Raw genomic sequence first — 25,617 nt, 5'->3', positions numbered from 1 at the left:
GCCGGACCCGGGCGCCCGGTCGTTTAACCCAGTGGTTGTTGGATTACCAGAAGGCTCGGGCCGTCTCCGTGGGCCCGTTCACCTCGGTGAGTCCAGCATCGACGACGCGGATCGGCAGATCCTGGCGCACCCACAGCGGATCCTGGGCGCTCTCCGGCTCCAGGATTGCCACCCGGAACCCGTCGGCCCGCCAAGCGTCGAGTAGTGCGGTCGCGGCCGGGGAATCTGAGCTGGGTTCGGTGGCGACGACGCAGAGCCGCTCATAGGCCAGCTGGGCAGCATGGCCCGCCTGGGCTGCTGCCTTGCCGGTGGACAGTTCCAACCCAGGAGCCATCACCACGGTGACCACGGCGTCGGCTTGAGACTGTGCAGACACTGCTGGTTCGATACTGCGCGGAAATTCGGTGCCGCCCACCTGCAGTTTCTTCACCTCTGGAGGCAACGGTGTCAGTGGACCGGGCACCAGCGCACGCACCTCGGCCGCAGACGTGCTGTTCTGCGTGTGATTCACCGTGACGGTGAGCCCGGGCAGGTGCTGCACGTCGTCCCAACGCTTGTTGTCGGCCCGGCGGGTGACCTTGCGGATCCAGCCCGCGCGCCAGTGCCGTACGGCTGAAGCCCAGTCGCCGTCGCCGTGGGAACGAGGATCATCGAGCAGTCGCACCACCGCGGTGGTGGCGGCGGCCAGCACATCCCGGTGCAGTGCCGGGTCAGCCTTCACCCGGTGGACCACCAGCTGCATCGCCCAAGGATCCTTATGGTCCGGGTGGTCGGGTCCCGAGCGCTGGGGCTGACGCAGATCGCTCACGCCGGGGCGTCCTCGGTGTCGATGGTGGCCCGGGCTTTTTCTGCATAGCGGTGGCCGTACACGGTGGCGTGGTTGATGATGTCGCCCCAGCGTAAGACGTCCACCGGGCTGATCCGCAGTTGTTCGGCGGACTGATCCTCGAGTAGGTGATCCCAGCTGATGGTGCCCGGAATCGCCACCACGTTCTCGCCCTGGGCGAGTACCCAGGCCAGGGCCAGGGCGGCGACGGTGGTGCCGTGGGCGCGGGCCTGCTCAGCGAGCTTCTCGCGCAGGCGCAGATTCTCCGGGTAGTTCTCGGCGGAGAACCGGGGCATAGTGCTGCGCACATCGGAAGCGGCGAGGTCTTCAGTGCGCGGGGGAGTGTCAGAGAGGAAGCCTCGAGCGACCGGGGAGAACGCCACCAGGGTGGTGCCGGTCTCGCGGCAGGCCTCCAACAGTCCCCACTCCGGGTTGCGGGTCCACAGCGAATACTCGTTCTGCACGGCGGCCACCGGATGCACAGCGTCGGCGCGGCGCAGCGTCTCGGCGGAGATTTCGGAGAGCCCGTAGGCGCCGATCTTGCCTTGCGTGATCATCTCGGCCAGGGCGCCGGCCGACTCTTCTACCGGAACCTCTGGGTCCAGTCGGTGGAGGTAATACAGGTCGATGTGGTCGGTCTGCAGGCGCCGCAGGGAATCCTCTACCTGGGCGCGCAAGGTCTCGGGACGACCATCGATACGCCGATCCCCGGACTGGGTCAGCCCGCATTTGGAGGCTAGCAGCACTCGGTCGCGCAGTCGACCCTGCGAGGTGGTGGTGGACAGGGCGCGGCCGACGACTTCCTCATTGCGCCCACCTCCGTAGAGGGTGGCGGTGTCGAGGTGGTCGATCCCCGCTTCGGTGACGGCACGGACCAGCAGGTCCACCGCGGCGTCGTCGTCGAGAAAGTGGGTGTAGCCGTGGTTGAGGTTCATGCAGCCCAGCCCGATGGGGCGCACCGGGCGTCCGGCGAGCAGTCGCGGCGATGACAGTTCGGTAATCATCATGGTCATGCGATCCACTCTAGTGCGGCAACGTGGGGGACGTGACGCGGGATTACGCCACGGAGACGTCGAAGATCAGCCCCAGCACGTAGGTGACGCCGGCCGCGCCCAGGCCGATGAGCAGCTGACGCAGGGCGCGCTTGAGCGGGGAGGCTCCGGAAAGCAGTCCGACCACGCCGCCGGTGCCGAGCAACGCCAGGGACACCAAGCCCATGGCCCAGAGCAGGGCGGTGAATCCGGTGGCGCCGAGCAGGAAGGGCAACACCGGGATGATCGCACCGGAGGCGAAGAAACAGAAGCTGGAGGCGGCCGCACCCCAGGCGTTGCCGATTTCAGCGTGCTCTTCGGAGTAGTCGACGGGGCCCTGGGAGCCGTCGGGGCGGGCGGAGTAGCTGGGGTTGCAGTCGCAGGTGAAGTAGCCGAGGCGTTCCTGGGCGCGGTGGTGAGCTTCGGCCTCGTCCATGCCGCGGGCCCGGTAGACCAGCTCGAGCTCGTTCTGGTCCAGGTCCAGATGACTGGCCGCGTCGAGGGTGACCTGGGTGGGGGCGGAGGCTTCGAGCAGTTCACGCTGGGAGCGCACGGAGACGAACTCTCCGGCGCCCATGGACAGGGCTCCGGCTAGCAGCCCAGCCAGGCCGGTGATCAGCACGACCTCATTGGAGACGCTGGTGGCACCGATGCCCATGACCAGGGCCAGGTTGGAGACCAGTCCGTCATTGGCGCCGAAGACGGCGGCGCGGAAGTTTCCGGCGAGCTGTTCGCGGCCCCGTGCGGCCAGACCCCTGACCACCTCCTCGTGGATGGCCTCGTCGGCGACCATGCCTTCGGGGGCGTCTTTGTCACGGGCGTAGGGGGAGTCCGATTCGGCGCGCTGGATCAGCGCCAGTACGAATACGGAGCCGAACATGCGGGCCAGCCAGCGCAACAGCACCCGGCGCAGTGACGGTCGCGGTGGATGCTCGGCGTGGGCTCCCAGCAGGCTGCGCCAATGATTTTCGTGCCGTTTTTCAGCCTCGGCCAACCCGAGCAGGATCTCCCGGTCGGGGCCGGTTTTGCGGGCGGCAATGTCGCGGTAGATCTGACCTTCGACGATTTCGTCTGAGAGGTAGCGGCGCCAGCGCTTGATCTGCTCCGGGCTTGGCGGTTGCCCCGGGGCGGCGTTGACTGCGGGAGAGTCGGCGGTAGACATGGGCCTCACGGTGTTCGGTGTGATCTGGGTGGGTCGTCAGGTGGAGCGTCGCGGCGACGTCGTCCACCCAGGGAGTTTACTCTGGGGTCGTGGCCGGACCCAGTTCGGGTTCGGATGCTGAGATACGAGTACGCTGATGCCATGACTACGCCTCCTGATACGCCCGAACCACGGTCCACCGTGGCGCGTCGGCTGCTGGCCGGCGGTCGGGAACCGGATCCGCGCTTCACCCTGGCCAACGAACGGACGTTTCTGGCCTGGATCCGCACCTCGCTGGCACTGTTGGCCGGCGGCGTGGCGGTGGAAGCGTTCACCGGCGGGCTCTTTGATGAGCTGACACGCCGGGTACTGGGCTCAATTCTGCTGGTGCTGGCCGCGGTGATTGCGTTCAGCGCGGTGTTCCGGTGGATTCGGGTGGAACGGGCGATGCGGCGCGGGCAGGCGTTGCCGTTGCCGGTGTTGGCCCCGCTGCTGGCGTTGGGTACGGCCACGGCTGCTGCCGTCGTGTTCATGATGGTGACGATGTGAACACCCTCTCGCTGCATGCGGATCCGGGGCTGCAGCCCGAGCGGACCGTGATGAGCTGGTCGCGCACGCTGATGGCGTTGTGCGTGACGGCGCTGTTTTTTCTGCGCTGGTACCCGGAGCAGGGCTTGGTCACCTTCGCCCCGGCGGTACTGTGTGCCATAGCTGCTGGTGGTATTCATTTTTCGCAGCGGGTTCGGTACACCACCCAGTCCACCGGGATCGCCGCGGAGCGGGTGCGCGCCGATGTGTGGGCGGTGCTGTGGATGGCCACTCTGGTGGTGGTGCTGGCCCTCACCGCTCTAGTGGCCGTGTGGGTGCTGTGAGTAGCTGTGAGTATCGGGAGGAGAGCCCGGGGTGATCAGCCGTTTTCGCGTTCGGGGTGTGGGCCGAATTCGAAGTGCCGCCCGCTGATCTCGGTGACTTCCACGGCCACAATGTGATCTTTGAAGGTGGGCACCCACGGGCTGAGCCCGAGCAGGCGGACCCGGCGGATGTCTTCCTCGTCGGTGAGTTCGCGGGCCAGGCCGCGGGCCACGACCGACCAGCCCTGATCGGGTAGCATGCCATCGGCTTCCAGCGCGACGGGCAGGCCCACTTCTGCGGCCGTGAGCTTGGACCCGGGAGCGGTGCGGAAGTAGACGACCGGTTGCTCGGTGAGGATATTAACCGGGAAGATCTCCAACCGGTCGTCGCCTTGAAACGCTACTCGGGCGTGGCGGGTGTGGGTGAGGAGCTTCCAAGAGCGCTCGTCGTCGAGCACCAGCACCGGCTCCTGATCGGGGTGGGGGAACATGAGGTTCATCGTGCCTCCGTGGGTGGGGTGGTCAAAACGGTGAGTTCAGGGTCGACGGCGGCCACGATCTGCTCGAAGAGCTCGCGGGACCGGGCTATTTCCCGGCCGGGGGCCACGCCCAGTAGGTGAGGTGCCCAATGAGGTGCCGCCTGCGCTACCGGGTGAGTCGAGCTGTCCGGGCCGCCGCGGGGGATCACGGTGCCCCCGGCCCGGCGCAGGACCAGTTGTCCGGCGGCGACGTCCCAGGGGTGGGTGGCCAGTGCCATGGTGACATCGGCCCAGCCAGCCGCGGTGAAACACAGCTCGAGGGCCCCGGACACCACGCGGCGCACGGTGGCGTAGTCCTCGACCAGGGTGCCGAACAGCTGCAGGCTGCGCTCGGGGGAGCGGGCGAGATTCTCCGCCGAGGGGAAGGAGGTGACCAGGTTATACCGGGATTCCACGGTCGGGGTCGGGCGCGGGGCCAGTGGCGCGCCATTCAGGTAGGCGCCGTCGTCGTCGGCCGAAAACTCCAGCTGATTGACCGGATCCAGCACCACCCCGGCGCGTACGGTGCCCTGCACGGCGGCGGCAATGGAGATGGAGAACATGGCGAAACCGTGCACGAAATTGGAGGTGCCGTCGATGGGGTCGATGATCCACTCGATGCCGGTGGTGCTACTGGTGCCGCCGTGGCGGGCGCCGCGTTCTTCACCCAGCACGCCGGATCCGGGCACCGCCTCAGTGAGCAGGCGCGCGAGCAGGTCCTCGGTGCTGCGGTCGAGATCGGTGACGAGATCGTGGTGGTTGGCTTTGGTGGTGACGCCGAGAGTGTCCTGGTCTGCGCGGAACGCCGAGGCGAGCGCGGCTCCCGCCTGGCGTGCTGCCGCACTGGCGACGCGTCGCAGCGTGGCGGCGTCGGGGAGGGGTGCGTCGTCGGTCACAGGGGTCAGTCTACGCGGGCAGACGGGTGCGCGGGCTCGGTGACATCTTGTCACTTCGGCCGCTTCATCCTAGGATTAGTTGCCATGAGCAACCAATGGCCGAGCTTGGCGATCCGTCGATGAGTGTCTCCGAGTCCACCGCTGACGAGCTGTTCACCACGCTCTCCCGATTCCATCGGTTACTGCGCTGGGGTTTCCGCACCGCTCAGCAGGAGGGCGATCCCGGACCCGCCGCCCAGATGACGCTGCTCTTCCTGCGTCGTCAGGGCCCTAGCCGGGCCAAAGAACTGGCGTTGTGGCTGGGCATCGACAAGGCCCCGGCCTCGCGGTTGGTGGCGGACTTGGAAGCCAAGGGGCTGCTGCGTCGGGAGACCGACCCGGACGATGCCCGCAGTCAGCGGTTGAGCCTCACCGAGGACGGGGTGGAGCTGGCCCTGCAGCTGCGCGCCCGCCGGGTGGAGGTGGTGCGCTCTTCGCTGACCGGGTTGGACGACGCCACCGTGCACGCCACCGTGGCGGCGATGGAGGAGCTGATGACCACCATCCAGCAGAATCTGTCCGGGGACGACGACCGGACTCCGCCGTCGAGGGCGCTGCGTGGCTGACGCGGTTGCCAGTGCCGATGAGCCGATGAGCCACCGCGAGGTGCTGCGGGCGCTGACGGGGCTGCTTGCAGGATTCTTCGCGGCCATGCTTTCGATCAATATTGTGGTGACCGCGCTGCCGGTGATCGTCCGTGAACTCGACGGCACTCAGCTGGAATACTCCTGGGTGCTCACCGGGACCCTGCTGGCCAACGCGGCGACGACGCCGATCTGGGGCAAACTCGCGGACCTGTTCGACAAGAAGCTGCTCTTCCAGATCGCGCTGGGTGTGTTCACCCTCGGTTCCTTCGTCGCCGGGGCGGGTGGCACGATGGGGATGCTCATCGTGGGGCGTGTGATCCAGGGCGTGGGTGTGGGCGGGCTGGCCGCGCTGACCATGGCGATTCTCGGGACGATCATCGCCCCGCGCGAGCGGGGCCGCTACGCCGGATACATGGGCGCCACCATGGCGACGGCCACTGCGGCCGGCCCGTTGATCGGCGGACTGCTCGTGGAGACCGCTGGCTGGCGCTGGACTTTCTGGTCCGGCATTCCGGTCGCCCTGGTGGCCATGTTGATCATCGCCAAGACCCTGCAACTGGCCCCACAGCAGCGTCGACGGGTGCGCATCGACTGGTTCGGCGCCACCCTGCTCGCCACCGCGACGATCGCGGGAATGCTCTGGCTCTCCTTCGCTGGCAATCCCCAGTTCTTCGACGTCGTCTCCGTGCCCTCCGCCGCGCTGGTGGCGGTGGTGGTGCTCGGCATACTCGGGCTGATCATGGTGGAACGGCGGGTGTCCGAACCGGTGATGGACCCGCGCATTTTCCGCTCCCGCACCACCTTGCTGGCCATCATCGCTTCGATGACCATGGCCGTGCTGATGATGTCGATCCCTGCATATCTTGGACTGTATTTCCAGAACGGCCGCGGGCTGGGGCCCACCGCCTCCGGGCTGCTCACCCTGCCACTGATTTTCGGGAACCTGATCGGCACCACCGTGACCGGGCAGCTGATCACCCGCTACGGGCGGTGGAAGATCTACCTGGTGCTGGGCTCGGCGCTCGGCATCGCCGCAGCTTACTGGCTGGCCTTCGTGGATGACACCACCCCATTCTGGCTGATCGGGGTGAAGATCTCACTCATTGGCCTCGGTGTGGGCATGGTGATCCAGAATCTGATGCTGGCAGTGCAGAACACGGTCACGGTGCATCACATCGGCGCCGCCTCGGCGGCCATCGCCTTCTTCCGTACGGTGGGCGGGGCGCTGGGCAACTCGGTGATGGGCGCGGTGATGGCGGTCCACCTGGCGGGCGCGGTGACGGCCAGCCAGCTGATGGATGGTTACGCCGCCGGAGCCTCACCCATGTTCTTGGCGGCGGCGCTCATCGCCACCCCGGCCCTGGTGGCCGTGCTCCTCATCCGAGAGGTGCCACTGCGGCGCACAGTCTGAACCTGGCCCGTGATCACGCTAAGCTGGGAGTATGCCCGGACCCGATCAGCTTCCTGCCTGGTTGCATGGCCATTGGCAGCGGCATCGTCGTCGCCGCCGTCAAGCAGCAGGCGATGAGCCGACCATCCTCTCGTTTACCGGCTACGGCACCACCACCTGGGTGCGTGTGCTGGCCCGCGTCATCCTGGCCCCGGGGGAAGAATTCGTCAACGGTCGCCGATTGGCACCCGTCATCAAGGACGGCGTGCGTGGCTGGCGCAACTTCATTTCCCCGCCCCTGGCCTTCCATCAAGTGGACGTTGAGGTGGCGGGGCAACGGCACACGGTGCGCGCGGACCGCAACGGCATTATCGACGCCGTCATTCCGGCCCAGCTCGAGCCCGGGTGGACCACCGCCGAGGTGCATGTGGCCGGCGGGGACAGTTCCAGCGTGGACGTCATCGTCGTCGACGAGACGGCCCGCCAGGGCGTGATCTGCGATATTGACGACACCATTGTGGTAACCGCCCTGCCGCGCCCGCTGCTGGCCGGCTGGAACTCGTTCGTTCTCGATGAGCATGCCCGCATTCCCACCCCGGGAATCTCGGTGTTGCTCAACCGGCTGTTGGCTCGGGAAGAATCGTCGCCCGCGTTCTATGTGTCCACCGGTGCCTGGAATGTCGCTCAGACCCTGACCCGGTTCCTGACCCGCAACCTCTACCCGCTGGGCCCGCTCCTGCTGACCAGCTGGGGGCCCACCGAAGATCGGGTGTTTCGTTCAGGCATGCAGCACAAACACCAAGCCCTGGAACGGCTCAGCGTGGATTTCCCGGACATGCAGTGGATTCTGGTGGGCGACGACGGCCAGCACGACCCGGAAATTTACGCCTCGTTCGCCCGACGTCACCCGGGCAAGGTGCGCGCCATCGTGATCCGACAGCTGACCCCTTCTGAGGCGCTGCTGGCCGGTGGCCGCGCCGCCGAAACCCGGCATACCACCCCCGGGGTGCCGTGGATTTACGGGCCCGACGGTGCCGCGCTGACCCTGCAGCTGGAGGAACTGGGCATCCTCAACCCCGAGCACGGCACCGGTTCGCCCCAGGCCTGGCCGCAGAGCGTGCGCACCGAGGAATCCGAGTCGGTGGAACGGTTGCAGATGGACTTCCCGCTCTTCACCCAGGACTTCTCCGAGGCGGACGCCGATGGCTGAATCAGAGTCGCCCACCGCTGAGCAACAGTCCATCACGGTGAATGTTCCGCTGCGCTGGGGCGATATGGACGCCTACGGGCACATCAATAACGCCCGAATTCTCTCCGTGTTGGAAGAGGCCCGCATCGCCGTCTTCGGTGTGCCCGGCGGCACGGGGGCGCCCGGGGGAGACTCGGCGCCGATCGACCTGCTCGCCGGGGTGAGCCCCGGAGTACTGACCCTCATCGCCGAACACACGGTGAAGTACCGCCAGCAGCTCGAATACCGCGCGACGGACGTACAGATCACCGTGCGCGTACTCGCCGTCAAGGGCGCCTCCGTGGTGATCGGCTACGACCTGGTGGATCCGGTGGCCCAGACACTGTGCGTGAGCGCGAGCACCACCATGGTCTTCGTCGACGGCGCGACCGGCCGGCCCGTGCGGCTGAGCCCTGAACAGCGCGCCGCCCTGGAACCGTACTGCGCCTGATTAAACGGCGACGTCGCCGCCTCCCGTGTCCAGGAGCACAGCGACGTCGCGCAGTGGTCTTGCAGGGAGGGATCAGACGATGCCCTGGGCGATCATCGCGTCGGCCACCTTGAGGAAGCCGGCGATGTTGGCGCCTACGACGTAGTTACCGGGCGCACCGTACTCGTCGGCGGTGGCCATGCAACGGTCGTGCACATCGGCCATGATCGCCTCGAGACGGTCGTGGGTGTAATCGAAGGTCCAGGAGTCGCGGCTGGCATTCTGCTGCATCTCCAGGGCGGAAGTCGCCACGCCACCGGCGTTGGCTGCCTTGCCCGGGCCGAACAGAATACCGGCGTCGAGGAAGAGCTCGGTGGCCTTCTGGGTGGAGGGCATGTTCGCGCCCTCGGAGACTGCCTTCACGCCGTTCTTGATCAGCGTGCGGGCTGCGGCGTCGTCGAGCTCGTTCTGCGTGGCCGAAGGGATAGCCACGGTGCCGGGTACGTCCCACACGGAACCACCCTCCACGTAGCGGGAACGGCCGCCGCGGCGCTGGGCGTACTCGGAGATGCGTCCGCGCTCGACTTCCTTGATCTGCTTGAGCAGGTCCAAGTCCAGTCCGTCCTCATCCACCACGTAGCCGGAGGAATCCGAGGCGGTGACCACGGTCGCACCCAGCGACTGGGCTTTGGCAGCCGCGTAGATGGCGACGTTGCCGGAGCCGGAGATCAGCACCTTCTGGCCGTCCATTGACTCGCCTTTGGTGCCCAGCATCGAGTTGGCGAACATCACCGCGCCGTAGCCGGTGGCCTCGGTGCGCACCAGCGAGCCGCCCCAGGTGAGGCCCTTGCCGGTGAGCACGCCGGCCTCGAACCGGTTGGTCAGGCGCTTGTACTGGCCGAAGAGGTAGCCGATTTCGCGAGCACCCACGCCCACATCGCCGGCCGGAACGTCGGTGTATTCACCGATGTGGCGGTAGAGCTCGGTCATAAAAGACTGGCAGAAGCGCATGACTTCGCCGTCGGAGCGTCCGGCCGGGTTGAAGTCCGAGCCGCCCTTACCGCCGCCGATCGGCATGCCGGTCAGCGCGTTCTTATACACCTGCTCGAAGCCGAGGAACTTGATGATGCCCAGGTACACCGAGGGATGGAAGCGCAGGCCGCCCTTGTACGGACCCAGTGCGGAGTTGAACTCGACGCGGAAGCCGCGGTTGATTTGCACTTCGCCGCTGTCGTCGACCCAGGGCACCCGGAAGATGATCTGGCGCTCGGGTTCGCACATGCGGCGCAGAATCCCGTGCTCCACGTACTCGGGGTGGCGGTCCACCACCGGCTCCAACGCTTCCAGAACCTCCGTCACGGCCTGGTGGAATTCCGTCTCGCCCGGGTTGCGATGCAGGACTTCTTCGCGCAGCTTCTCCAAGCTTGCTTCCATCGTGGAGTTCCTCACAATCAGTTGGTCGATCGTGTCTCGCGTCGAGGAAGGCGCCACAATGGTCCCTTCCGGGCGGAGACAACCATTGTCACAGCGCTCCTACATTACAGCACTGAATCCGCTCTCGCGATGGGTATGACGAACCGCGCGCCCTTCACCCGCTCACGCGTACGCTGGTGGCACGATGGACGTGATGAACCGACCAGCCCGTACCCCCCGTGCCACCCTGCCGATGCCCCTGTGGTTGCAGGGAGGAGTCGAAGCTCTTTTCGTCGTGCTGTTTCCGATGGTGCTGATCGTGGTGCCGCTATCTGCCATGTGGTGGCTGGGCGCCTTCCGCGATATGCCGCTGGAAGCCGTCGGCGCACTGGCCGGCCAGATGTGGCTGGGCACACACGGGGTGCCCTTGGAGCTGAGTATTGCGGTCGACGGGGCGGACCCGATCACCGGCACCTGGTGGTTCCTGGGCTGGGCCGGGGTGCTGATCCCGCTACTCTTCGGCTACCGCGCCGGGCGTCGACTGTTGCGCGCGTGCACGACAGCGTCGCAGTTCTGGCAGCCACTGGTGGGGGCGGTGCTCACCTGGATGTTGGTGGGCTTGGCCCTGACCTCGCTGGTGTCCACGTCCGAGGTGATGATTCACCTGGTGGCCGGGGCGCTGATTCCGGCCGCATGGATGACCGTGGCCCTGCTCGTGGGCGCCCGCCGCGAAGCCGGCTCCTGGACGGCCCTGTTCGGTCAGGACACCACCGGCTGGATCGCCCGAACCTCGCAGGTCTCCCGTTGGACGGGGAGCTACCTGTGGTCGGTGGTGCGCTGCGCGGTGGTCGGCGTCTTCGCGGTGTACGCGCTGGCCTCGGTGCTCCTCACAGTGCAGCTAATGCTGCAGTGGGCCAGCATCACGGACGTGTACCAGCGCTTAGGCTCCGGGGTGATCGGTGGCGCCAGTCTCACGGTGATCCAGCTGGGAATGCTGCCCAATGTGGGGATGTGGACGGTGGCCTATCTCACCGGTGCCGGGTTCACGGTGGGTGCCGGGTCGCTGGTGGCTCCGGGTGGGACCACGGTGGGTGCGCAGCCGGCGATTCCGCTGCTCTCGGCCATTCCGACCGGGCAGTCGTTGGAGTCGGCCTGGTGGTTGCTACTGGTGCCGGTGGCCGCCGGTATCGTGGCCGGCTGGTGGCTGTTCCGTGAGGGGGAGAACCACCTAGAAGACTGGTTCCGCAGCCGGATCACCCAGCCGCTGGTGGCCCTCGGCGTGTCCACGGTGGTGCTGGGGTTGCTGGTCGGCGTCGCCGTCGCCGTCGTGTCTTTCGTACCGCTACTGCTGTCGGGCGGATCCTGGGGGATCGGCAAGTTCACCGAGGTAGGGCCGGTGGCGTGGGTGGCCGCGCTACTGCTCGGCGCGCAACTGGCGGTGGGGTCGATGATCGGCTATCTGGTGGCACCCTGGGGCGAACGCGACCGCTATGTGGGTCCCGAACCCGACGACGAAGACTGAAACCGAGCGCGCCTGAATTAGGGTGTGCCGATGCCGAGCCTGGTGTTGTACTCGGCGGAGCACTGATGCAGGGCACGATCGGTGAGGGCCCCGCTGACACACGACTCGTAGGCCACGGTGGCATCCCAGAACACCATTTGCGCGGCAACGAGGCCGGCGAAGAACAGACAACCCAGCATGCCGACGGTGGCGGCGGTGGGCAACAACATGGACAGTCCCGCCTTGCCCACGCGGCGGAGCGCCAGGATGCCGAACACCACACCGGCCAGCGCGAACGGGATCGCCAGGGCTTTGGCCGGCAGAGTCAGCGTGGAGGCCACGTAGGTGCCGATCAGACAACCGAAAAGCGCGAGTAACTGGCTGCGCGCACGGCGCAGGGCCTCATCGGTGGGCGTCGCGTGGTCCGGTCTGGTCGGCGCGGGAGACGTCATTGACTCAGCTTATCCCCTGATCCTCCAACCACTGGGACGCAAGGTCTGCGGAGGAGGCTTGCTCGTTGACCGACTGGGTGTTGAGCTCAATCAGGTCTTCCACCGTGAGACGGCGCTGCACATCCTCGATGATGGCGGCGGCGTCGGTATCCAGGTCGGAACCGGTCACCGGCACCACGTTCTGCGGCAGGATCAGGCTCTCCGGATCCTCCAACACCACCAGGTTGTTCTCGGCGATGGCGGGGGAAGCGGTGTAAATATCGGCCACCTGCACGGTGCCGTCGGTGAGGGCCGAGACGGTGAGCGGGCCGCCGGAATCCTCCACCGGGGTGAGCTCCAGCTGCACCCCGTAGACCTCCTCGGCGCCGGCGGGTCCGTACGGCCGGGACTCGAACTCGGAATTCGCGGCAATGGAAACTGGCTGGTCGAGTTGCGCCAGATCGCCGATGGCGCTCAAGTTGTGCTCCTCGGCGGTCTCGGCGGTCACCGTGTAGGAGTCCTGGTCGGTGGCCTCGGCGTACTGCAGTACCCGCAGATCCTCGGGCAGGGCATCGTCGAGCGCGGCGAACACCTCGTCGGCCGAGCCGGCCTCGGCGGCGGCGTCCTCGGCGGCGGCGTCCTCGTCGTAATACTGCAGCAGGTTGCCGGTGTAATCGGGGATGACGTCGATCTCGCCGGACTCCAGCTCGGGCAGGTACACCTCGCGCTGGCCGATCTGATACTGCCGGTCGACGGAGAAACCGTTGGCCTCCAGCGCCTGGGCGTAGAGCTCGGCAATGATCTCGTTCGAATAGTAGGCCTGCGAACCGATGGCAATGGCCTCCGGATCAGCGCTCGCTTCCCCCGAGGCTTCGGCCGAACCGGAGGCGGAAGCGTCGTCATCAGCCAGGGGATCGGAGCCGGACCCACAGGCGGTGAGCAGGGCGGTGGCGGCCACCCCGGCGGTGATCAGGTGCCAGGCACGCAGCCGACGTCGCGGGCGCAGGGTGCTCTGTGGTGTCTCGGCTGTCTCGGCAGATCCAACGGTGTCGGCGGTGTGAACGGTGCGGCGAGGGTTCATGGTGCACCACTGTACGGTTCAGTGCGGCACGAGCGCCATGCTCGGGTCACGCAGAATCTGGTGACGCCGCGGCGAGGCGTTGCCCGTGCGGGACGGCAGCGCGCTGCACCCCGGCCAGCGCCAGATCGATGAGCAGGGTCAGCACGATCACCATCACCGAGGCTCCCAGCATCATCGCGTACTGCTGGGTGTTCAGCCCTAAGAACACGAACCGGCCCAGGCCCCCGGCACCCACATAGGCAGCCAGGGTAGCGGTGGACATGACCTGCAGGGTGGCCGTGCGGATTCCGCCCAGCAGCAGGGGCAACCCCAGCGGAATCTCGATGCGCGTGACGATCTGCGCCGTCGTGAAGCCCTGGGCACGCGCGGCGTCGACGACCCGTGGATCCACCGTGTCGAACCCGCTGAACGCCCCGGCTAGGACAGAGGGGATCGCCAGAATCACCAGGGCGGCCAGTGGAGGCACCACCCCGATGCCCATCAGCACGGCGAACAGGGTGATCAGGCCCAGGGTGGGCAGGGCGCGGGCGGCAGCGGAGACCCCCACGACGATGCCGGAGAAGCGGCGGGTGTGCCCGATCCACCAGCCGAAGGGCACCGCAATGATCAGGGCGATCAGGATGACCGTGCCGGTGTACTGCAGATGCTCGAGGCTACGCCGGGCAATACCGCCGGTGCCCTCCCAATGGCCGGGGTCGGTGAGCCAGGCCAGGGTTTCTGCGATCATGCCCGAGCCCCCGAACCAGTCCGTCGCCACGGGGTCAGCACCCGTCCGAGCGCCACCAGCAGGGCGTCCAAGACGGCGGCCAGCAACAGCGTCATCACGATGCCGGTGAGCAGCTCCGGGATGATGGAGCGCTGGAACCCGTCGGTGAACAACATGCCCAGCGACGGGATACCCAGCACGGCGCCCACGGTGCATAACGACAGAGTGGACACCGAGACCACGCGCAGCCCGGTGAGGATCACCGGTGCCGCCAAGGGCAGCTCCACGGTGAGCACGCGGCGCAACGGGGAATAGCCCAGCGCGACGGCGGCCAGGCGTGCTTCGGGCGGCACCGAGTCGAACCCCTCGGCCACCGAGCGCACCATCAGCGCCACCCCGTAGAGCGTCAGCGCGATGATCACATTGGTGAGGTCGCGCAGCCCGGTGCCCAGAATCACCGGCAGTGCAATGAACAGCGGCAGCGAGGGGATGGCGTAGAGCAGCCCGGCGGTGGTGAGGATCCCGGAGTTCAGTGGGCGGACGCGGTGGGCCAGCCAGCCCAGCGGCAGCGACATGATCAGGGCGGCGAAAATGGCCGGCAACGAGGTCAACAGGTGCACCCAGGTGCGCTCGCCGATCAGCCCCAGATTGTCGAACACCCAGGTCATGAGGTCTCCGGGTGCTCTGCCAGCACGCCGGCCGGGCGCCCGTGCGCATCGACCACGACGACCGACCCGTCCGCGCCGGTGCGGGTAAACAGCTCGCGCCCGCCGCCCTGCAGCCCGAGGAACCCGCGCACAAAATCATTGGCCGGGGCGGTGACGAACTCTTCGGCCGTGCCCTGCTGCTCGATCTGGGCGGAGGCCCCCAGCAGCACAATGTGGTCGCCGAGCCGCAGCGCTTCGTCCATGTCGTGGGTGACGAAGACGACGGTGGTGCCCAGCCGGGACTGCAGTGACCTGAGCTGGGTTTGGAGCCCGGACCGAACCAGCGGGTCGACCGCACCGAAGGGCTCGTCCATCAGCAGAATCTCGGGTCGCCCGGCCAGCCCGCGCGCCACGCCCACGCGCTGGGCCTGCCCGCCGGAGAGCTCACTGGGGTACCGGGAGGCCAGGACCGGATCCAGTTCGACGAGCTCCATCATCTCGGTCACGGTCTCGCGTTGTTCCGCCCGGGAGACCCCGTTCAGCTGGGGCACCACGGAAATATTCTGCGCCACGGTGCGGTGGGGGAGCAGCCCGGAATTCTGCATCACGTAGCCGATCCGGCGGCGTAGACGCACCGGGTCGACACCGGCCACGTCGTCGCCGTCCACCACCACCCGGCCGGAGGTGGGTTCCACCATGCGATTCACCATGCGCAGCAGCGTGGTTTTGCCCGATCCGGAAGACCCGGCCAGCACCGTGATCGCGCCGCGTGGGATGTCCAAGCTGACGTCATCCACCGCGGGACGATCAGCCGGAGGGGAATTCTGCGCAGCCTTCCGGGAGCCGCCCCGGGTGGGATACCGCTTGGAGACGGCGTCGAATGAGATCATAGGGTCCATGCGTATCGTGATTCTGCTCTCGGGTTCAGGCAGCAATGCCCAAGCGGTGTTCGACGCCGTCTCCTCCGGCGCTCTGCCGATTCAGATCAGCGCCGTCGGGTCGGACACCCCGGACGCCTACGGTCTGGTGCGCGCCCGCGACGCCGGTCTGGAGACCTTCGTCCTGGACTACGCAGATTACCCGAACCGCACCGCGTGGACGGTAGCCCTGAGCGACGCCGTCGCCGGATACGATCCCGATCTGGTACTCAGTTCCGGACTGATGCGGATTGTCGGCCCGGAATTTATTGACCGCTTCGCCGGGACTTTCATCAACACCCATCCCGCCCTGCTGCCGTCGTTCCCCGGCGCCCACGGGGTGCGCGATGCGCTCGCGGCCGGGGTGAAAATCACCGGGACCACCTTGCACCTCGTCGACGCCGGGGTGGACACCGGGCGCATTCTGGACCAGCGTGCCGTGCGGATTCACCCGGGCGAAGACGAAGCCGCCCTGCACGAGCGGATCAAGGTGGAGGAACGTGCCATGGTGCTCGACGCCCTCACCGCGCTGTACCGGGCGCGCCAGCAGAACCCCGACGTCGTGATCGGTGATCTGGACCTGGCGCCCGGCACGGCTGACATAGACTGAATCACGCACCCGCGGACCCGACGGCCCGTACGCACCCGTTCACCCCACAGGAGAGTCTTTCGTGAGCATCACTCTGGATCACGTCCCCTTCAAGCGCGCACTCATCTCGGTGTACGACAAGACCGGGCTGGAACCGCTGGCCCGCGGCCTGCACGAGGCCGGCGTCGAGCTGGTGTCCACGGGCTCCACCGCCAAGCGCATTGCCGACGCCGGGGTGCCGGTGACGGAGGTGTCCGAGGTGACCGGGTTCCAGGAGTGCCTGGACGGTCGCGTCAAGACGCTGCACCCGCGCGTGCACGCCGGCATTCTGGCCGACCGTCGCCGCGAGGATCATGCGGCCCAACTGCGCGATCTCGACGTCGCCCCCTTCGACCTGGTGGTCGTGAACCTCTACCCGTTCGTGGACACGGTGGCCTCGGGCGCCGCCCAGGACGAGGTCATCGAGCAGATCGACATTGGCGGGCCTTCCATGGTGCGCGCGGCCGCCAAGAACCACCCCTCCGTGGCGATTGTGGTGGACCCGACCCGCTACGACGATGTCGTCACCGCCGCGCAGCAGGGCGGATTCTCGCTGAAGACCCGCCAGCGGCTGGCCTCCCTGGCGTTCGCGCACACCGCCGCCTACGACAACGCTGTGGCGGCCTGGACCGCCGCTCAGTTCGGTGACATCGAGGAGACTGACGGAGCTGAGGGTGCCGCAGCCCCGGCCTTCCCACCCTACGCAGGGGTCTCCCTGGAGCGCGCCGAGTCGCTGCGTTACGGCGAGAACCCGCACCAGCACGCTGCGCTCTACGTGGAAGCCGCTGCCGCCCCCGGGATCGCCCAGGCCGAACTGCTGCAGGGCAAGCCGATGAGCTACAACAACTACGCCGACGCCGACGCCGCCCTGCGCGCAGCGTACGACTTCGCCGACCCGGCCGTCGCCATCATCAAGCACGCCAACCCCTGCGGTGTGGCGGTGGCCACGCCGGGCGCCGAGGACCCGCTGGCCGACGCCCACCGCAAGGCCCACGCCTGCGACCCGGTCTCCGCTTTCGGTGGCGTGATCGCCGCTAACCGTGAGGTCACCGCCGGCATGGCCGCCACCGTGAAGGACATCTTCACTGAGGTCATCATCGCCCCCGGGTTCTCCGCCGAGGCCCTGGAGATCCTGTCCGCGAAGAAGAACCTGCGCCTGTTGCGTCTGCCGGACGGCTTCGCCCAGGATGACGTCGAATACAAGCAGATTTCCGGCGGCATGCTGCTGCAGACCCGCGACGCACTCAACGCCGCCGGCGATCAGCCCGCGAACTGGACCCTGGCCGCAGGTGCCGCCGCCGACGAGGCCACCCTGCGCGACCTGAGCTTCGCCTGGCGCGCGGTCCGGGCCGCCAAATCGAACGCGGTGCTGCTGGCCAACGACGCCGCCACCGTGGGCATCGGCATGGGCCAGGTCAACCGCCTCGATTCCTGCCGGCTCGCCGTCGAGCGCGCCAACACCCTGGGCGCCGCGCAGACCGGAAGCCAGTCCGCGGAGATCACCAGCGCCGGTGGCGCCGAGAACGTCTCCGGTGCCGGCGCCCCCGAGCGGGCCCGCGGTGCGGTCGCCGCCTCGGATGCGTTCTTCCCCTTCGCCGACGGGCTGCAGATCCTTATCGACGCCGGAGTGCGCGCCGTCGTCCAGCCGGGCGGCTCCATCCGCGATGAAGAGGTGGTCGCTGCCGCCGAGGCAGCCGGGATCACCATGTACTTCACCGGGGCGCGCCACTTCTTCCACGGGTGATGAAGCCCAGAAAAGACGAAGTCCAGAAATGACGATGTCCAGCGGTGACGATCCGACCGTCCAGCCTGCCGGGGAACCGGCTGAGCAACCCACGGTGAGCCTGCACACCGGGGCGCTGCCGAGTCTGGACTCCCAGGAGCTCGGCGTGCGCGAGGCGTTGCGCAAGGGTGACTGGTCGCGCGCCGGAGCCCTGCTGCGCGAATTCAGTGCGCCGCACGTCGAGCGGTTCCTGGATCGCACCGACCCGAAGGACGTTCCGGTGGTCTTCCGACTGCTGGACAAGGACGTCGCCGTCGACGTGTTCGCCGCGATCGAGCCGCGCCAGCAGCGCGACCTCATCGAGGGACTACAGGACGACGACGTTCAGGAGCTGTTCGGTCAGCTCCAGGCGTCCGGCCAGGCCCGTCTGCTCGATGAGATGCCCGCCGAGGTGGCTCAACAGCTGCTCGCTAGTCTGCCGGGCAGCCAGCGGGACAGCGCGGGCACCGTGCTCGGCTACCCGGCCGGGTCCGTGGGGCGGCGCATGCGCCCGGTCCTCATCGAGCTGCGCTCCGAGTGGACCGTCGCCGAAGCACTGGACGCCATCCGGGAGGCCGACATCCCCGAACGACGTCAGCGGTTCATTGCCCGGCTGCCGGTGGTCGCCCACGCGCATCAGCTGCAGGGCATGATCGAGCTCTCCCGTCTGGTCACCGCGGACCAGGGCGCGACGATCGAGTCATTGATGGACGCCGACGTGTTGGCGGTGCTGGCCACCGAGGACGACGAGACGGCCGCCCGCCTGTGCGCCGAGCACGATCTGCTCGCCCTGCCCGTTACCGACGAGACACACCGCATTGTCGGCCTGCTCACCGTGGACCAGGCGTTCGACATTCTGGAAGAGGAGGAATCCGAGGACTCGCAGCGCGCCGGTGGCTCCACTCCGCTGGCGCAGCCCTATCTCTCGACGCCGGTGAAGCGCCTCTTCCGGGCGAGGATCGTGTGGCTGCTCGTGCTGGCCATCGGCGCGATCCTGACAGTGCAGGTCCTGGAGGTCTTCGAAGAAACCCTGGAGACCATGGTGGTGCTCTCCCTGTTCGTCCCTCTGCTCATCGGCACCGGCGGCAACACCGGCAATCAAGCCGCCACCACCGTCACCCGCGCCCTGGCCCTGGGGGATGTGCGACCCCGCGATGTCGTGCGGGTGCTGCGCCGCGAGCTGCTGGTAGGCCTCTCGCTCGGAGCCACCCTGGGTTCCCTGGGGCTGCTCGTGGCCGGGCTCGTCTACTCCTGGTCGCTGGGTGCGGTCATCGGCTCCACTCTGCTCGCCGTGTGCACGCTGGCCGCCTCGGTCGGGTCACTGATGCCGCTGCTGGCGAAGAAGATCGGGGTCGATCCCGCCGTGTTCTCCAACCCGTTCATCTCCACCGTGGTGGACGCGCTGGGGCTGATCGTCTACTTCCTCATCGCCCGGCTCATCCTCGGCATCTGAACCCAATTACACTCACCCGAGCACACTCGACCCGGGGAAGCTCTCGCCTCGGAACTCGACGCGTGTCAGTAGCTGTAGCCTACGCCGGACCCGGCGAGGAACAGACCGAACACGATCGAGAGAATGATGAAGACGACGCCGAGAGCCCACAGAATGGTCACGATCCAGCCGATCACCTTCCCCGCCGTGGCCGGAACACCATTGCGCTCGGCCTTGCCAGCGAAGAAGATCGCCAACGGGCCGAGAATGATGCCGAAAGCGAAGAGGCCGATAATGCCGAGTACCAGCGAGGTGGTGGCTGCGGACTGTCCCTCCTGAGGGTTGCCGTACTGACCGTACTGGCCAGTCTGGCCGTACTGCCCGTATTGTTCGGGCTGCCCCGCCGCGTAATTCGGGGCGGCGTACCCATCGCCGGGCTGGTTCCCGGCGCCCTGGGAGGTGTACGGCGGCACCGACTCATACGGGTTCTGCTCCGACGAGCCGCCCGTGCCCGACGTCGAGTCGTACCAGCTGGGCGTGCCGGAGGCGCCGTCAGACGGGGTCGGGTCGGACTCTGAACCGGAAGAGTATGGAGGCTGTGTCATACGGATGAGCATAACGACGACGACGGCGGATTTCGAGGGCGCCGTCCCGGCTGGTCCCTGATCGTACTTGTTCGTCCCTGTGTGAACTCGCTCGGACAGGTTCGTCCCGGATTCGCTTCGCCAGTTCCCGTCCTCTCGGATACCGCTGATCACTCTCGCGCACTCCGCTCACCGCAGGATCTGTGACGATCCCACGACGCAGATCGCGTGGATCGCCGCGCTCAGGTAAATTTGACGGTGACTGTGACCCCGCCGTGCTGCACGGATCCCCAGCGAATAGAGGAGAACCGATCTATGTCGAAAATCATCTACACCCACACCGACGAAGCACCGATGCTGGCCACAGCGTCGCTGCTTCCGGTGGTGCGGGCCTTCGCCGCCACCGCGGACATCGAGCTGGAGACCGCTGACATCTCCCTGGCCGGCCGCGTTCTGGCAGCGTTCAAGGATCTCCTCCCGGAAGATCAGCGCGTCATCGATGCCCTGGGCGAGCTGGGCGAGCTCGTGAAAGAACCGGAAGCCAACGTCATCAAGCTTCCCAACATCTCCGCCTCCGTGCCGCAGCTGTTGGCCACCGTCAAGGAACTCCAGGCGGCAGGTTACGACCTGCCCGCCTACCCGGAAGAGCCGAAGACCGACGCCGAGAAGGACATCCGCGCCCGCTACGACTCCGTGAAGGGGTCCGCTGTGAATCCGGTGCTGCGCGAGGGCAACTCGGACCGCCGCGCCCCGCAGTCGGTGAAGAACTTCGCCCGCAAGTTCCCGCACTCCATGGGCGCCTGGTCGGCCGACTCGAAGACCAATGTGGCCACCATGTCTGACCGCGATTTCTTCTCCAACGAAAAGTCAGTCATTATTCCTGACGATGACGTCCTGACGATCCGTCACACCGACGCCTCCGGCACCACCACTGTGTTGAAGGACGGGCTGAAGGTCCTCCGCCACGAGATCATCGACGGCACCTTCATGTCCGCCGCCGCCCTGGACGCTTTCCTCGCCGAGCAGGTGGAGCGCGCCAAGCAAGAGGGCGTGCTGTTCTCCGCTCACCTGAAGGCCACCATGATGAAGGTCTCCGACCCGGTGATCTTCGGCCACGTCGTGAAGGCTTACTTCCCCGGCCTCTTCGAGAAGTACGGCGAGCAGCTGGCCGCCGCTGGCTTGTCCGCCAACAACGGCCTGGCTGCGATCGAGGGCGGTCTCGACCAGCTCGACGCCGAGGTCGCCGAGGGCGTGCGCGCCGAGATCGCGAAGGCCTACGCCGAGGGTCCCGCCCTGGCTCAGGTGAACTCCCACAAGGGCATCACCAACCTGCACGTTCCCTCCGACGTCATCGTCGACGCCTCCATGCCCGCCATGATCCGCAGCGGCGGCAAGATGTGGAACAAGGACGACGCCGAGCAGGACACCCTGGCCGTGCTCCCGGACTCTTCCTACGCCGGTGTGTACCAGGTCGTCATCGACGACTGCCGCGCCAACGGCGCCTACGACCCGACCACCATGGGCACCGTCCCGAACGTGGGCCTGATGGCGAAGAAAGCCGAAGAGTACGGTTCGCACGACAAGACCTTCATCATTGAGTCGGACGGCACCGTCGAGGTCGTAAACTCCGCCGGTGAGGTGCTGTTCAGCCACGACGTCGAAGCCGGCGACATCTGGCGCGCCTGCCAGACCAAGGACGTTCCGGTCCGCGACTGGGTCAAGCTCGCCGTCAACCGAGCCCGCGCCACCGGCACCCCCACCGTGTTCTGGCTCGACGAGAACCGCGCCCACGACGCCAACCTGATCTCCAAAGTCAACGAATATCTCGAGGACCTGGATACCGACGGGCTGGACCTGCGCATCATGGCGCCGAAGGAAGCCACCCAGTTCTCGGTGGATCGTATCCGCCGCGGCGAGGACACCATCTCGGTGACCGGCAACGTGTTGCGCGACTACCTCACCGACCTGTTCCCGATCCTGGAGCTGGGCACCTCGGCGAAGATGCTCTCCATCGTTCCGCTGATCAACGGCGGTGGCCTTTTCGAGACCGGCGCCGGCGGCTCCGCTCCGAAGCACGTGCAGCAGTTCTTGGAGGAGAACCACCTGCGCTGGGATTCCCTCGGCGAGTTCCTGGCCCTGGCAGTGTCCTTCGAGCACGAGGCTGCTTCGAACGGCAACCAGCGCGCTCAGGTGTTGGCCGACACCCTGGATCGTGCCACAGGCAAGGTGCTCGAGGAGGGTCGTTCCCCCTCGCGCAAGGTCGGCGAGATCGACAACCGCGGCTCGCACTTCTATCTGGGCCTGTACTGGGCCGAGGAACTGGCAGCACAGTCCGACGACGCCGAGCTGGCAGAGCGGATCAAGCCTGTTGCCGAGCAGCTGCGTGCCAACGAGCAGCAGATCGTCGAGGAGCTGAGCACCGTTCAGGGTGCGCCTGTCGACATCGCCGGGTACTACTACCCGAAGCAGGAGCTCGTCTCCGCAGCAATGCGCCCCTCGGCCACGCTGAACGCCATCATTGACGCGCTCTGAAACACCGCGCTGACCAATCTGGCCAGCATCTAGAGTGCAGTAAAACAATAGGACGCACTGCCCTTCGGGGTGGTGCGTTCTGTTTTGTTGAGGGAAGTGCTCTTCGGCGCGGTCATAGCCGGTGCAGCCCCATGCGGTGGACCCCGAGCTTCATGGTTCGGCGACGTTGCGGGTTTTCGCTCGCCAGATATCGGCTTGCTGTGTTTCAGCGTTCACAGTCATGGTGCCGGCTACCGGGATCCAGGCGCCGCCTTCGATCTGGTAGTCACCTTCGTAGGTGGTCGTCAGATTCACCGGGAACGTCCCGGTTTCGATGACGGAGACTGTGGCGGACAAGTCAAGGAAAAGACACCCGGAACAGTGTCAGAGTTTTATTGAGTCATATCTGGCGCATAGCCTTAGATGAAAGCGCTGGTCTGGGTAAGTGGTAGCGGAGTTCTGACGACCGGGAAGCACCTCTATGATGCTTCCCGGTCGTCGGTTTCTCGAGTTTTTCTACTCCCAGTAGCCAGGGGCAGCTCGTGTCTGTTCACCTTGGTGGCGCCGCATATCAATGTCGCCAAGGTTTATCGTCCGGGCATTATTCGCCAGTCGATTGACGATACTATCCGCAGCGATTCTGTCAGGGAGAGCTGAAGCCCAGTACGCGGGCCCGGTTTGAGAAGCGATCATGGTGGCTGCCCGGTGTTCTCGGTTTGCCAGTATCGCGAAAAGATCGTTCGCGGCTTCAGGGTCAATACCGACGGTCAGGAAATCGTCGATGATGAGTAGATCCGCATCAGATAGCCGGTTCAACAAGGCCTGATGAGCGATGCCATCGCCTCGAGCGATGACGAGACGACGAGCGAGCTCGTCCATGCGGGTGTAGAAGACTTTATGCTCGTTGTGACATGCCGCTACGGCAATCGCGCAGGCAATATAGGTCTTTCCTCCTCCTGTGGGCGAGGTGATCAACAGGTTAGCGGTCTCATTGGCCCAGTCATGTGCGGCGTAGCGGGCCATCCTGGCTGGGGTAATGTTCCGTCCTTCTTGATAATGGATCTCCGCGATCGAGGCCCGCATGATCGGTAGCTGAGCAGCCAGGAGCAGTTTCTGAATGTTCTTCACTCTTCGCTGGTCTAAAGCGTCATCAACGGCCGCCAGGAATATTTGCTCCGGGGTCAGGTGGTCGTTGCTCTCATCGATGATGAGTTCTTCGAACTTCGCAGCCAAGTGAGTGATCCGTAAGGTACGAAACTTCTCTTTGTCCTCGGTAGTGAACACTGAATTCATCAAGGCCGGGCTCGCCGGTGTCGTGGTCATGGCGCTGTTCACCGTCCCTGCTGGTAGTAGTCAGCTCCACGCACGTAGATCTGTGCTGGATCGAGGGTATCGACGGCCGGCTGGGGCTTGATGGTGGCGGCTGCTGGCCTGTGTGGCCGAGATGTTTTCGTATCAGAATCAATGGCAGCCATGAGTCGCTTGAGTCCGGAATAGCTGGCATACCCACCCAGGTTGGCTAACTGCGTGCACGCAGCCTCGAGGCGTTGCTTATCGCGCTTGCCCAGGGACTCGAGAATGTTCTGGCACTCCAGATACCCCTGAGCCTCGATCTTATGGCGGTCTAAGACCGCGGTGATGATCTCCACGGTGGCCGGCCCAAACGCGGCCGCCCGACGGATAAACCAATCACGAGACCACAACCCCGCAACGTCTTGATGCTGGGCCGGTACATGCGCGGAATCAGTGGAGTACTGGCCCCGGCGGCCGTGTTTTCGTCGGTGCTCTGCAACGATGGCATCGCCATCGAAGATACTGACCTGTTGATCCGTCAGTCGTGCTCGCAGCAATTGACCTGCGAGTCGGTGAGGCACTGAGTAGTGCTGATAATCGCAGGTCACATGATAATTCCGTCCCACTTTGACCTGCCGGTATTCAACATCTTCAAACCCCTCAACAGGCAAGCCTCCCAAAGCAGATGCCTCTTCTGCCATGAATCGTTCGGCCCTGGTGGTCCCATCAGCCCGGCGGATCTCTTCATTGATTTCCCTCATCCGAACAGCGATCGCGGTGTTGAGCTCGGTAACGGTCGTGAAGACGTCTTCGCAGAGATATCCGATGACTCGCTTGTTGATCACCTGAACGGCAGATTCTACGGCGGCTTTGTCTCGAGGCTTGCGCACCCTGGCAGGCACGATCGCCGTTGCGTAGTGATCGGCTAACTGCTGGTACTTCGGATTCACGACCCGGGCAGACTCACCTTTGGTAGGGCGGTGAGTAGCAGTGGGCGCGTTATCAGGGACCACAATCTGGGGCACCCCGCCGAAATACTCGAAAGCTGCCTTGTGAGCGCTCAACCACGCGTTCATACGCATATCAGTGCACCCCGTGCAGTACACCAACCCCGAGTACGGCAACACCGCGACGAACAAGTAGACCTTGGTGATTTCACCGGTGACCGCGTCGCAGACCTGGAGGGTGTCACCGGCCCAATCGATGAATACCGCCCGCCCCGGTTCATGGTGCAAAGTGGCTACAAGATCGTTTCTTGCCGCGTAATCGCTGAAGAGGTGGCAGTACTGAGAATACGAGTATTTCCGCAGTTCGGAGGCCACACCGAGATAAGTTCTCCACCCCTGGAGCAAAGTGAAGTGACGGTTCGAACGCATCGATGCCACGACCGGGCCGAATTCCGGCGCTAGATACTCACCTGCAACTCGTCGGCGCCGATCGGGGAAGAGTTCCTCTACCCGTTCTACGGTCATGACAGCTACTTGATCACCTGTGAGGCCGTGCTCCTTGATCACCGCACGGGCTTTAGCGACGTCTCGTTGAGAACATCCTAAGGACTCAGCGATATCTCGATAAGACCGCGACTCCAGCAACAGAGACATGATCTTCTTGTAATCAACCACGATGAAGGCCTGCTTCCATGAATCTAGAAGAGAAAGCAGCGCCGGACGACGCCGCTACTCCTCAGCAGACCACAGTGCTACCACATACCCAGAACAACGCTTCCAGGTACCCAGACCAGCGCTTTCATCTAACGCTATGCGCCAATATCCTC

Annotated in this window: 26 protein-coding genes; 11 read left to right on the top strand and 15 right to left on the bottom strand. The window is 65.9% G+C overall.

The window, feature by feature from the left end; genetic code table 11:
- Window positions 1-43: 43 nt before the first annotated feature.
- From O1A05_RS15295 to O1A05_RS15285, 3 genes are read right to left on the bottom strand one after another with little or no spacing between them, the layout of a single operon-like run.
- Entirely contained in the window at window positions 44-808 is a 765-nt protein-coding gene (locus O1A05_RS15295; RefSeq protein WP_270106016.1) for a peptidyl-tRNA hydrolase, read from the bottom strand.
- Window positions 805-1,839 (bottom strand): aldo/keto reductase, encoded by a 1,035-nt coding sequence (locus O1A05_RS15290; protein ID WP_333481989.1) that lies wholly within the window; start codon window positions 1,837-1,839, stop codon window positions 805-807. The genes O1A05_RS15295 and O1A05_RS15290 overlap by 4 nt, the downstream gene beginning before the upstream one ends.
- A gap of 43 nt (window positions 1,840-1,882) precedes the next feature.
- On the bottom strand, window positions 1,883-3,019 hold the full coding sequence (locus O1A05_RS15285) for a VIT1/CCC1 transporter family protein (protein ID WP_270106015.1): 1,137 nt from the start codon (window positions 3,017-3,019) through the stop codon (window positions 1,883-1,885).
- A 141-nt stretch (window positions 3,020-3,160) separates the two neighbouring features.
- Here O1A05_RS15285 and O1A05_RS15280 point away from each other — a divergent pair, with 141 nt between their 5' ends.
- Window positions 3,161-3,547: a YidH family protein gene (locus O1A05_RS15280; protein WP_270106014.1), complete on the top strand. Its 387-nt coding sequence runs from the start codon at window positions 3,161-3,163 to the stop codon at window positions 3,545-3,547.
- Complete coding sequence (locus O1A05_RS15275) at window positions 3,544-3,870, top strand: DUF202 domain-containing protein (RefSeq protein WP_270106013.1); 327 nt, start codon at window positions 3,544-3,546, stop codon at window positions 3,868-3,870. Before O1A05_RS15280 ends, O1A05_RS15275 begins: the two co-directional genes overlap by 4 nt.
- 35 nt (window positions 3,871-3,905) lie before the next feature.
- On the opposite strand, the gene O1A05_RS15270 is transcribed toward O1A05_RS15275, so the two are convergent.
- Together O1A05_RS15270 and O1A05_RS15265 are read right to left on the bottom strand one after the other, a co-directional pair.
- Window positions 3,906-4,349: a pyridoxamine 5'-phosphate oxidase family protein gene (locus tag O1A05_RS15270; protein ID WP_270106012.1), complete on the bottom strand. Its 444-nt coding sequence runs from the start codon at window positions 4,347-4,349 to the stop codon at window positions 3,906-3,908.
- The gene (locus O1A05_RS15265; RefSeq protein WP_270106011.1) at window positions 4,346-5,263 is read right to left on the bottom strand and encodes an inositol monophosphatase family protein; all 918 of its coding nucleotides are present in this window, start codon (window positions 5,261-5,263) and stop codon (window positions 4,346-4,348) included. Before O1A05_RS15265 ends, O1A05_RS15270 begins: the two co-directional genes overlap by 4 nt.
- A gap of 95 nt (window positions 5,264-5,358) precedes the next feature.
- Between O1A05_RS15265 and O1A05_RS15260 the strand changes: the two genes are divergently transcribed.
- From O1A05_RS15260 to O1A05_RS15245, 4 genes are read left to right on the top strand one after another with little or no spacing between them, the layout of a single operon-like run.
- Window positions 5,359-5,868 (top strand): MarR family winged helix-turn-helix transcriptional regulator, encoded by a 510-nt coding sequence (locus O1A05_RS15260; RefSeq protein ID WP_270106010.1) that lies wholly within the window; start codon window positions 5,359-5,361, stop codon window positions 5,866-5,868.
- Entirely contained in the window at window positions 5,861-7,300 is a 1,440-nt protein-coding gene (locus O1A05_RS15255; protein WP_270106009.1) for an MFS transporter, read from the top strand. Before O1A05_RS15260 ends, O1A05_RS15255 begins: the two co-directional genes overlap by 8 nt.
- 31 nt (window positions 7,301-7,331) lie before the next feature.
- On the top strand, window positions 7,332-8,489 hold the full coding sequence (locus O1A05_RS15250; protein ID WP_270106008.1) for an App1 family protein: 1,158 nt from the start codon (window positions 7,332-7,334) through the stop codon (window positions 8,487-8,489).
- On the top strand, window positions 8,482-8,958 hold the full coding sequence (locus O1A05_RS15245; RefSeq protein WP_270106007.1) for an acyl-CoA thioesterase: 477 nt from the start codon (window positions 8,482-8,484) through the stop codon (window positions 8,956-8,958). The genes O1A05_RS15250 and O1A05_RS15245 overlap by 8 nt, the downstream gene beginning before the upstream one ends.
- Window positions 8,959-9,030: 72 nt before the next feature.
- On the opposite strand, the gene gdhA is transcribed toward O1A05_RS15245, so the two are convergent.
- Window positions 9,031-10,371, bottom strand: coding sequence for an NADP-specific glutamate dehydrogenase (gene gdhA, locus O1A05_RS15240; RefSeq protein WP_270106006.1), 1,341 nt, complete (start codon window positions 10,369-10,371; stop codon window positions 9,031-9,033).
- A 193-nt stretch (window positions 10,372-10,564) separates the two neighbouring features.
- On the opposite strand from gdhA, the gene O1A05_RS15235 reads away from it, so the two are divergent.
- The gene (locus O1A05_RS15235) at window positions 10,565-11,872 is read left to right on the top strand and encodes a cell division protein PerM (protein WP_270106005.1); all 1,308 of its coding nucleotides are present in this window, start codon (window positions 10,565-10,567) and stop codon (window positions 11,870-11,872) included.
- A 17-nt stretch (window positions 11,873-11,889) separates the two neighbouring features.
- Here O1A05_RS15235 and O1A05_RS15230 read toward each other — a convergent pair whose 3' ends face one another.
- Genes O1A05_RS15230 through O1A05_RS15210 form a run of 5 tightly spaced genes read right to left on the bottom strand, consistent with a single transcriptional unit; the run spans window position 11,890 to window position 15,606 of the window.
- Window positions 11,890-12,303, bottom strand: coding sequence for a hypothetical protein (locus tag O1A05_RS15230; protein ID WP_270106004.1), 414 nt, complete (start codon window positions 12,301-12,303; stop codon window positions 11,890-11,892).
- 4 nt (window positions 12,304-12,307) lie between these two features.
- On the bottom strand, window positions 12,308-13,363 hold the full coding sequence (locus tag O1A05_RS15225) for an ABC transporter substrate-binding protein (RefSeq protein WP_270106003.1): 1,056 nt from the start codon (window positions 13,361-13,363) through the stop codon (window positions 12,308-12,310).
- A 46-nt stretch (window positions 13,364-13,409) separates the two neighbouring features.
- A complete protein-coding gene (locus O1A05_RS15220) occupies window positions 13,410-14,090 on the bottom strand; it encodes an ABC transporter permease (RefSeq protein ID WP_270106002.1) in 681 nt (226 codons plus the stop codon).
- Entirely contained in the window at window positions 14,087-14,737 is a 651-nt protein-coding gene (locus tag O1A05_RS15215) for an ABC transporter permease (RefSeq protein WP_270106001.1), read from the bottom strand. The genes O1A05_RS15220 and O1A05_RS15215 overlap by 4 nt, the downstream gene beginning before the upstream one ends.
- On the bottom strand, window positions 14,734-15,606 hold the full coding sequence (locus O1A05_RS15210) for an ABC transporter ATP-binding protein (RefSeq protein ID WP_270106000.1): 873 nt from the start codon (window positions 15,604-15,606) through the stop codon (window positions 14,734-14,736). Before O1A05_RS15210 ends, O1A05_RS15215 begins: the two co-directional genes overlap by 4 nt.
- Before the next feature lie 7 nt (window positions 15,607-15,613).
- Between O1A05_RS15210 and purN the strand changes: the two genes are divergently transcribed.
- The 3 genes from purN to mgtE all read left to right on the top strand — a co-directional run bounded on the left by purN (window position 15,614) and on the right by mgtE (window position 19,476).
- Complete coding sequence (gene purN / locus O1A05_RS15205; protein ID WP_270105999.1) at window positions 15,614-16,243, top strand: phosphoribosylglycinamide formyltransferase; 630 nt, start codon at window positions 15,614-15,616, stop codon at window positions 16,241-16,243.
- 61 nt (window positions 16,244-16,304) lie between these two features.
- On the top strand, window positions 16,305-18,005 hold the full coding sequence (gene purH, locus O1A05_RS15200; protein WP_270105998.1) for a bifunctional phosphoribosylaminoimidazolecarboxamide formyltransferase/IMP cyclohydrolase: 1,701 nt from the start codon (window positions 16,305-16,307) through the stop codon (window positions 18,003-18,005).
- Between the two features lie 28 nt (window positions 18,006-18,033).
- Window positions 18,034-19,476: a magnesium transporter gene (mgtE, locus tag O1A05_RS15195; protein ID WP_270105997.1), complete on the top strand. Its 1,443-nt coding sequence runs from the start codon at window positions 18,034-18,036 to the stop codon at window positions 19,474-19,476.
- 65 nt (window positions 19,477-19,541) lie between these two features.
- Here the strand turns inward: mgtE and O1A05_RS15190 are convergent, their stop codons facing one another.
- A complete protein-coding gene (locus O1A05_RS15190; protein ID WP_270105996.1) occupies window positions 19,542-20,060 on the bottom strand; it encodes a DUF4190 domain-containing protein in 519 nt (172 codons plus the stop codon).
- Between the two features lie 294 nt (window positions 20,061-20,354).
- Between O1A05_RS15190 and O1A05_RS15185 the strand changes: the two genes are divergently transcribed.
- Window positions 20,355-22,571 (top strand): NADP-dependent isocitrate dehydrogenase, encoded by a 2,217-nt coding sequence (locus O1A05_RS15185; protein ID WP_270105995.1) that lies wholly within the window; start codon window positions 20,355-20,357, stop codon window positions 22,569-22,571.
- Between the two features lie 150 nt (window positions 22,572-22,721).
- On the opposite strand, the gene O1A05_RS15180 is transcribed toward O1A05_RS15185, so the two are convergent.
- The 3 genes from O1A05_RS15180 to istA all read right to left on the bottom strand — a co-directional run bounded on the left by O1A05_RS15180 (window position 22,722) and on the right by istA (window position 25,465).
- On the bottom strand, window positions 22,722-22,865 hold the full coding sequence (locus O1A05_RS15180; RefSeq protein WP_270105994.1) for a hypothetical protein: 144 nt from the start codon (window positions 22,863-22,865) through the stop codon (window positions 22,722-22,724).
- Between the two features lie 201 nt (window positions 22,866-23,066).
- Complete coding sequence (locus O1A05_RS15175; RefSeq protein WP_270105186.1) at window positions 23,067-23,873, bottom strand: ATP-binding protein; 807 nt, start codon at window positions 23,871-23,873, stop codon at window positions 23,067-23,069.
- Window positions 23,874-23,881: 8 nt separating this feature from the next.
- Window positions 23,882-25,465, bottom strand: a complete 1,584-nt coding sequence (gene istA, locus O1A05_RS15170; RefSeq protein ID WP_270105187.1) for an IS21 family transposase — start codon at window positions 25,463-25,465, stop codon at window positions 23,882-23,884.
- Window positions 25,466-25,617: the final 152 nt, after the last annotated feature.

This window comes from Citricoccus sp. NR2 (assembly GCF_027594385.1).
Lineage (GTDB): Bacteria > Actinomycetota > Actinomycetes > Actinomycetales > Micrococcaceae > CmP2.
The sequence above is the reverse complement of the archived record's forward strand: the minus strand, read 5'-3'. Positions and strand labels throughout refer to the sequence as shown.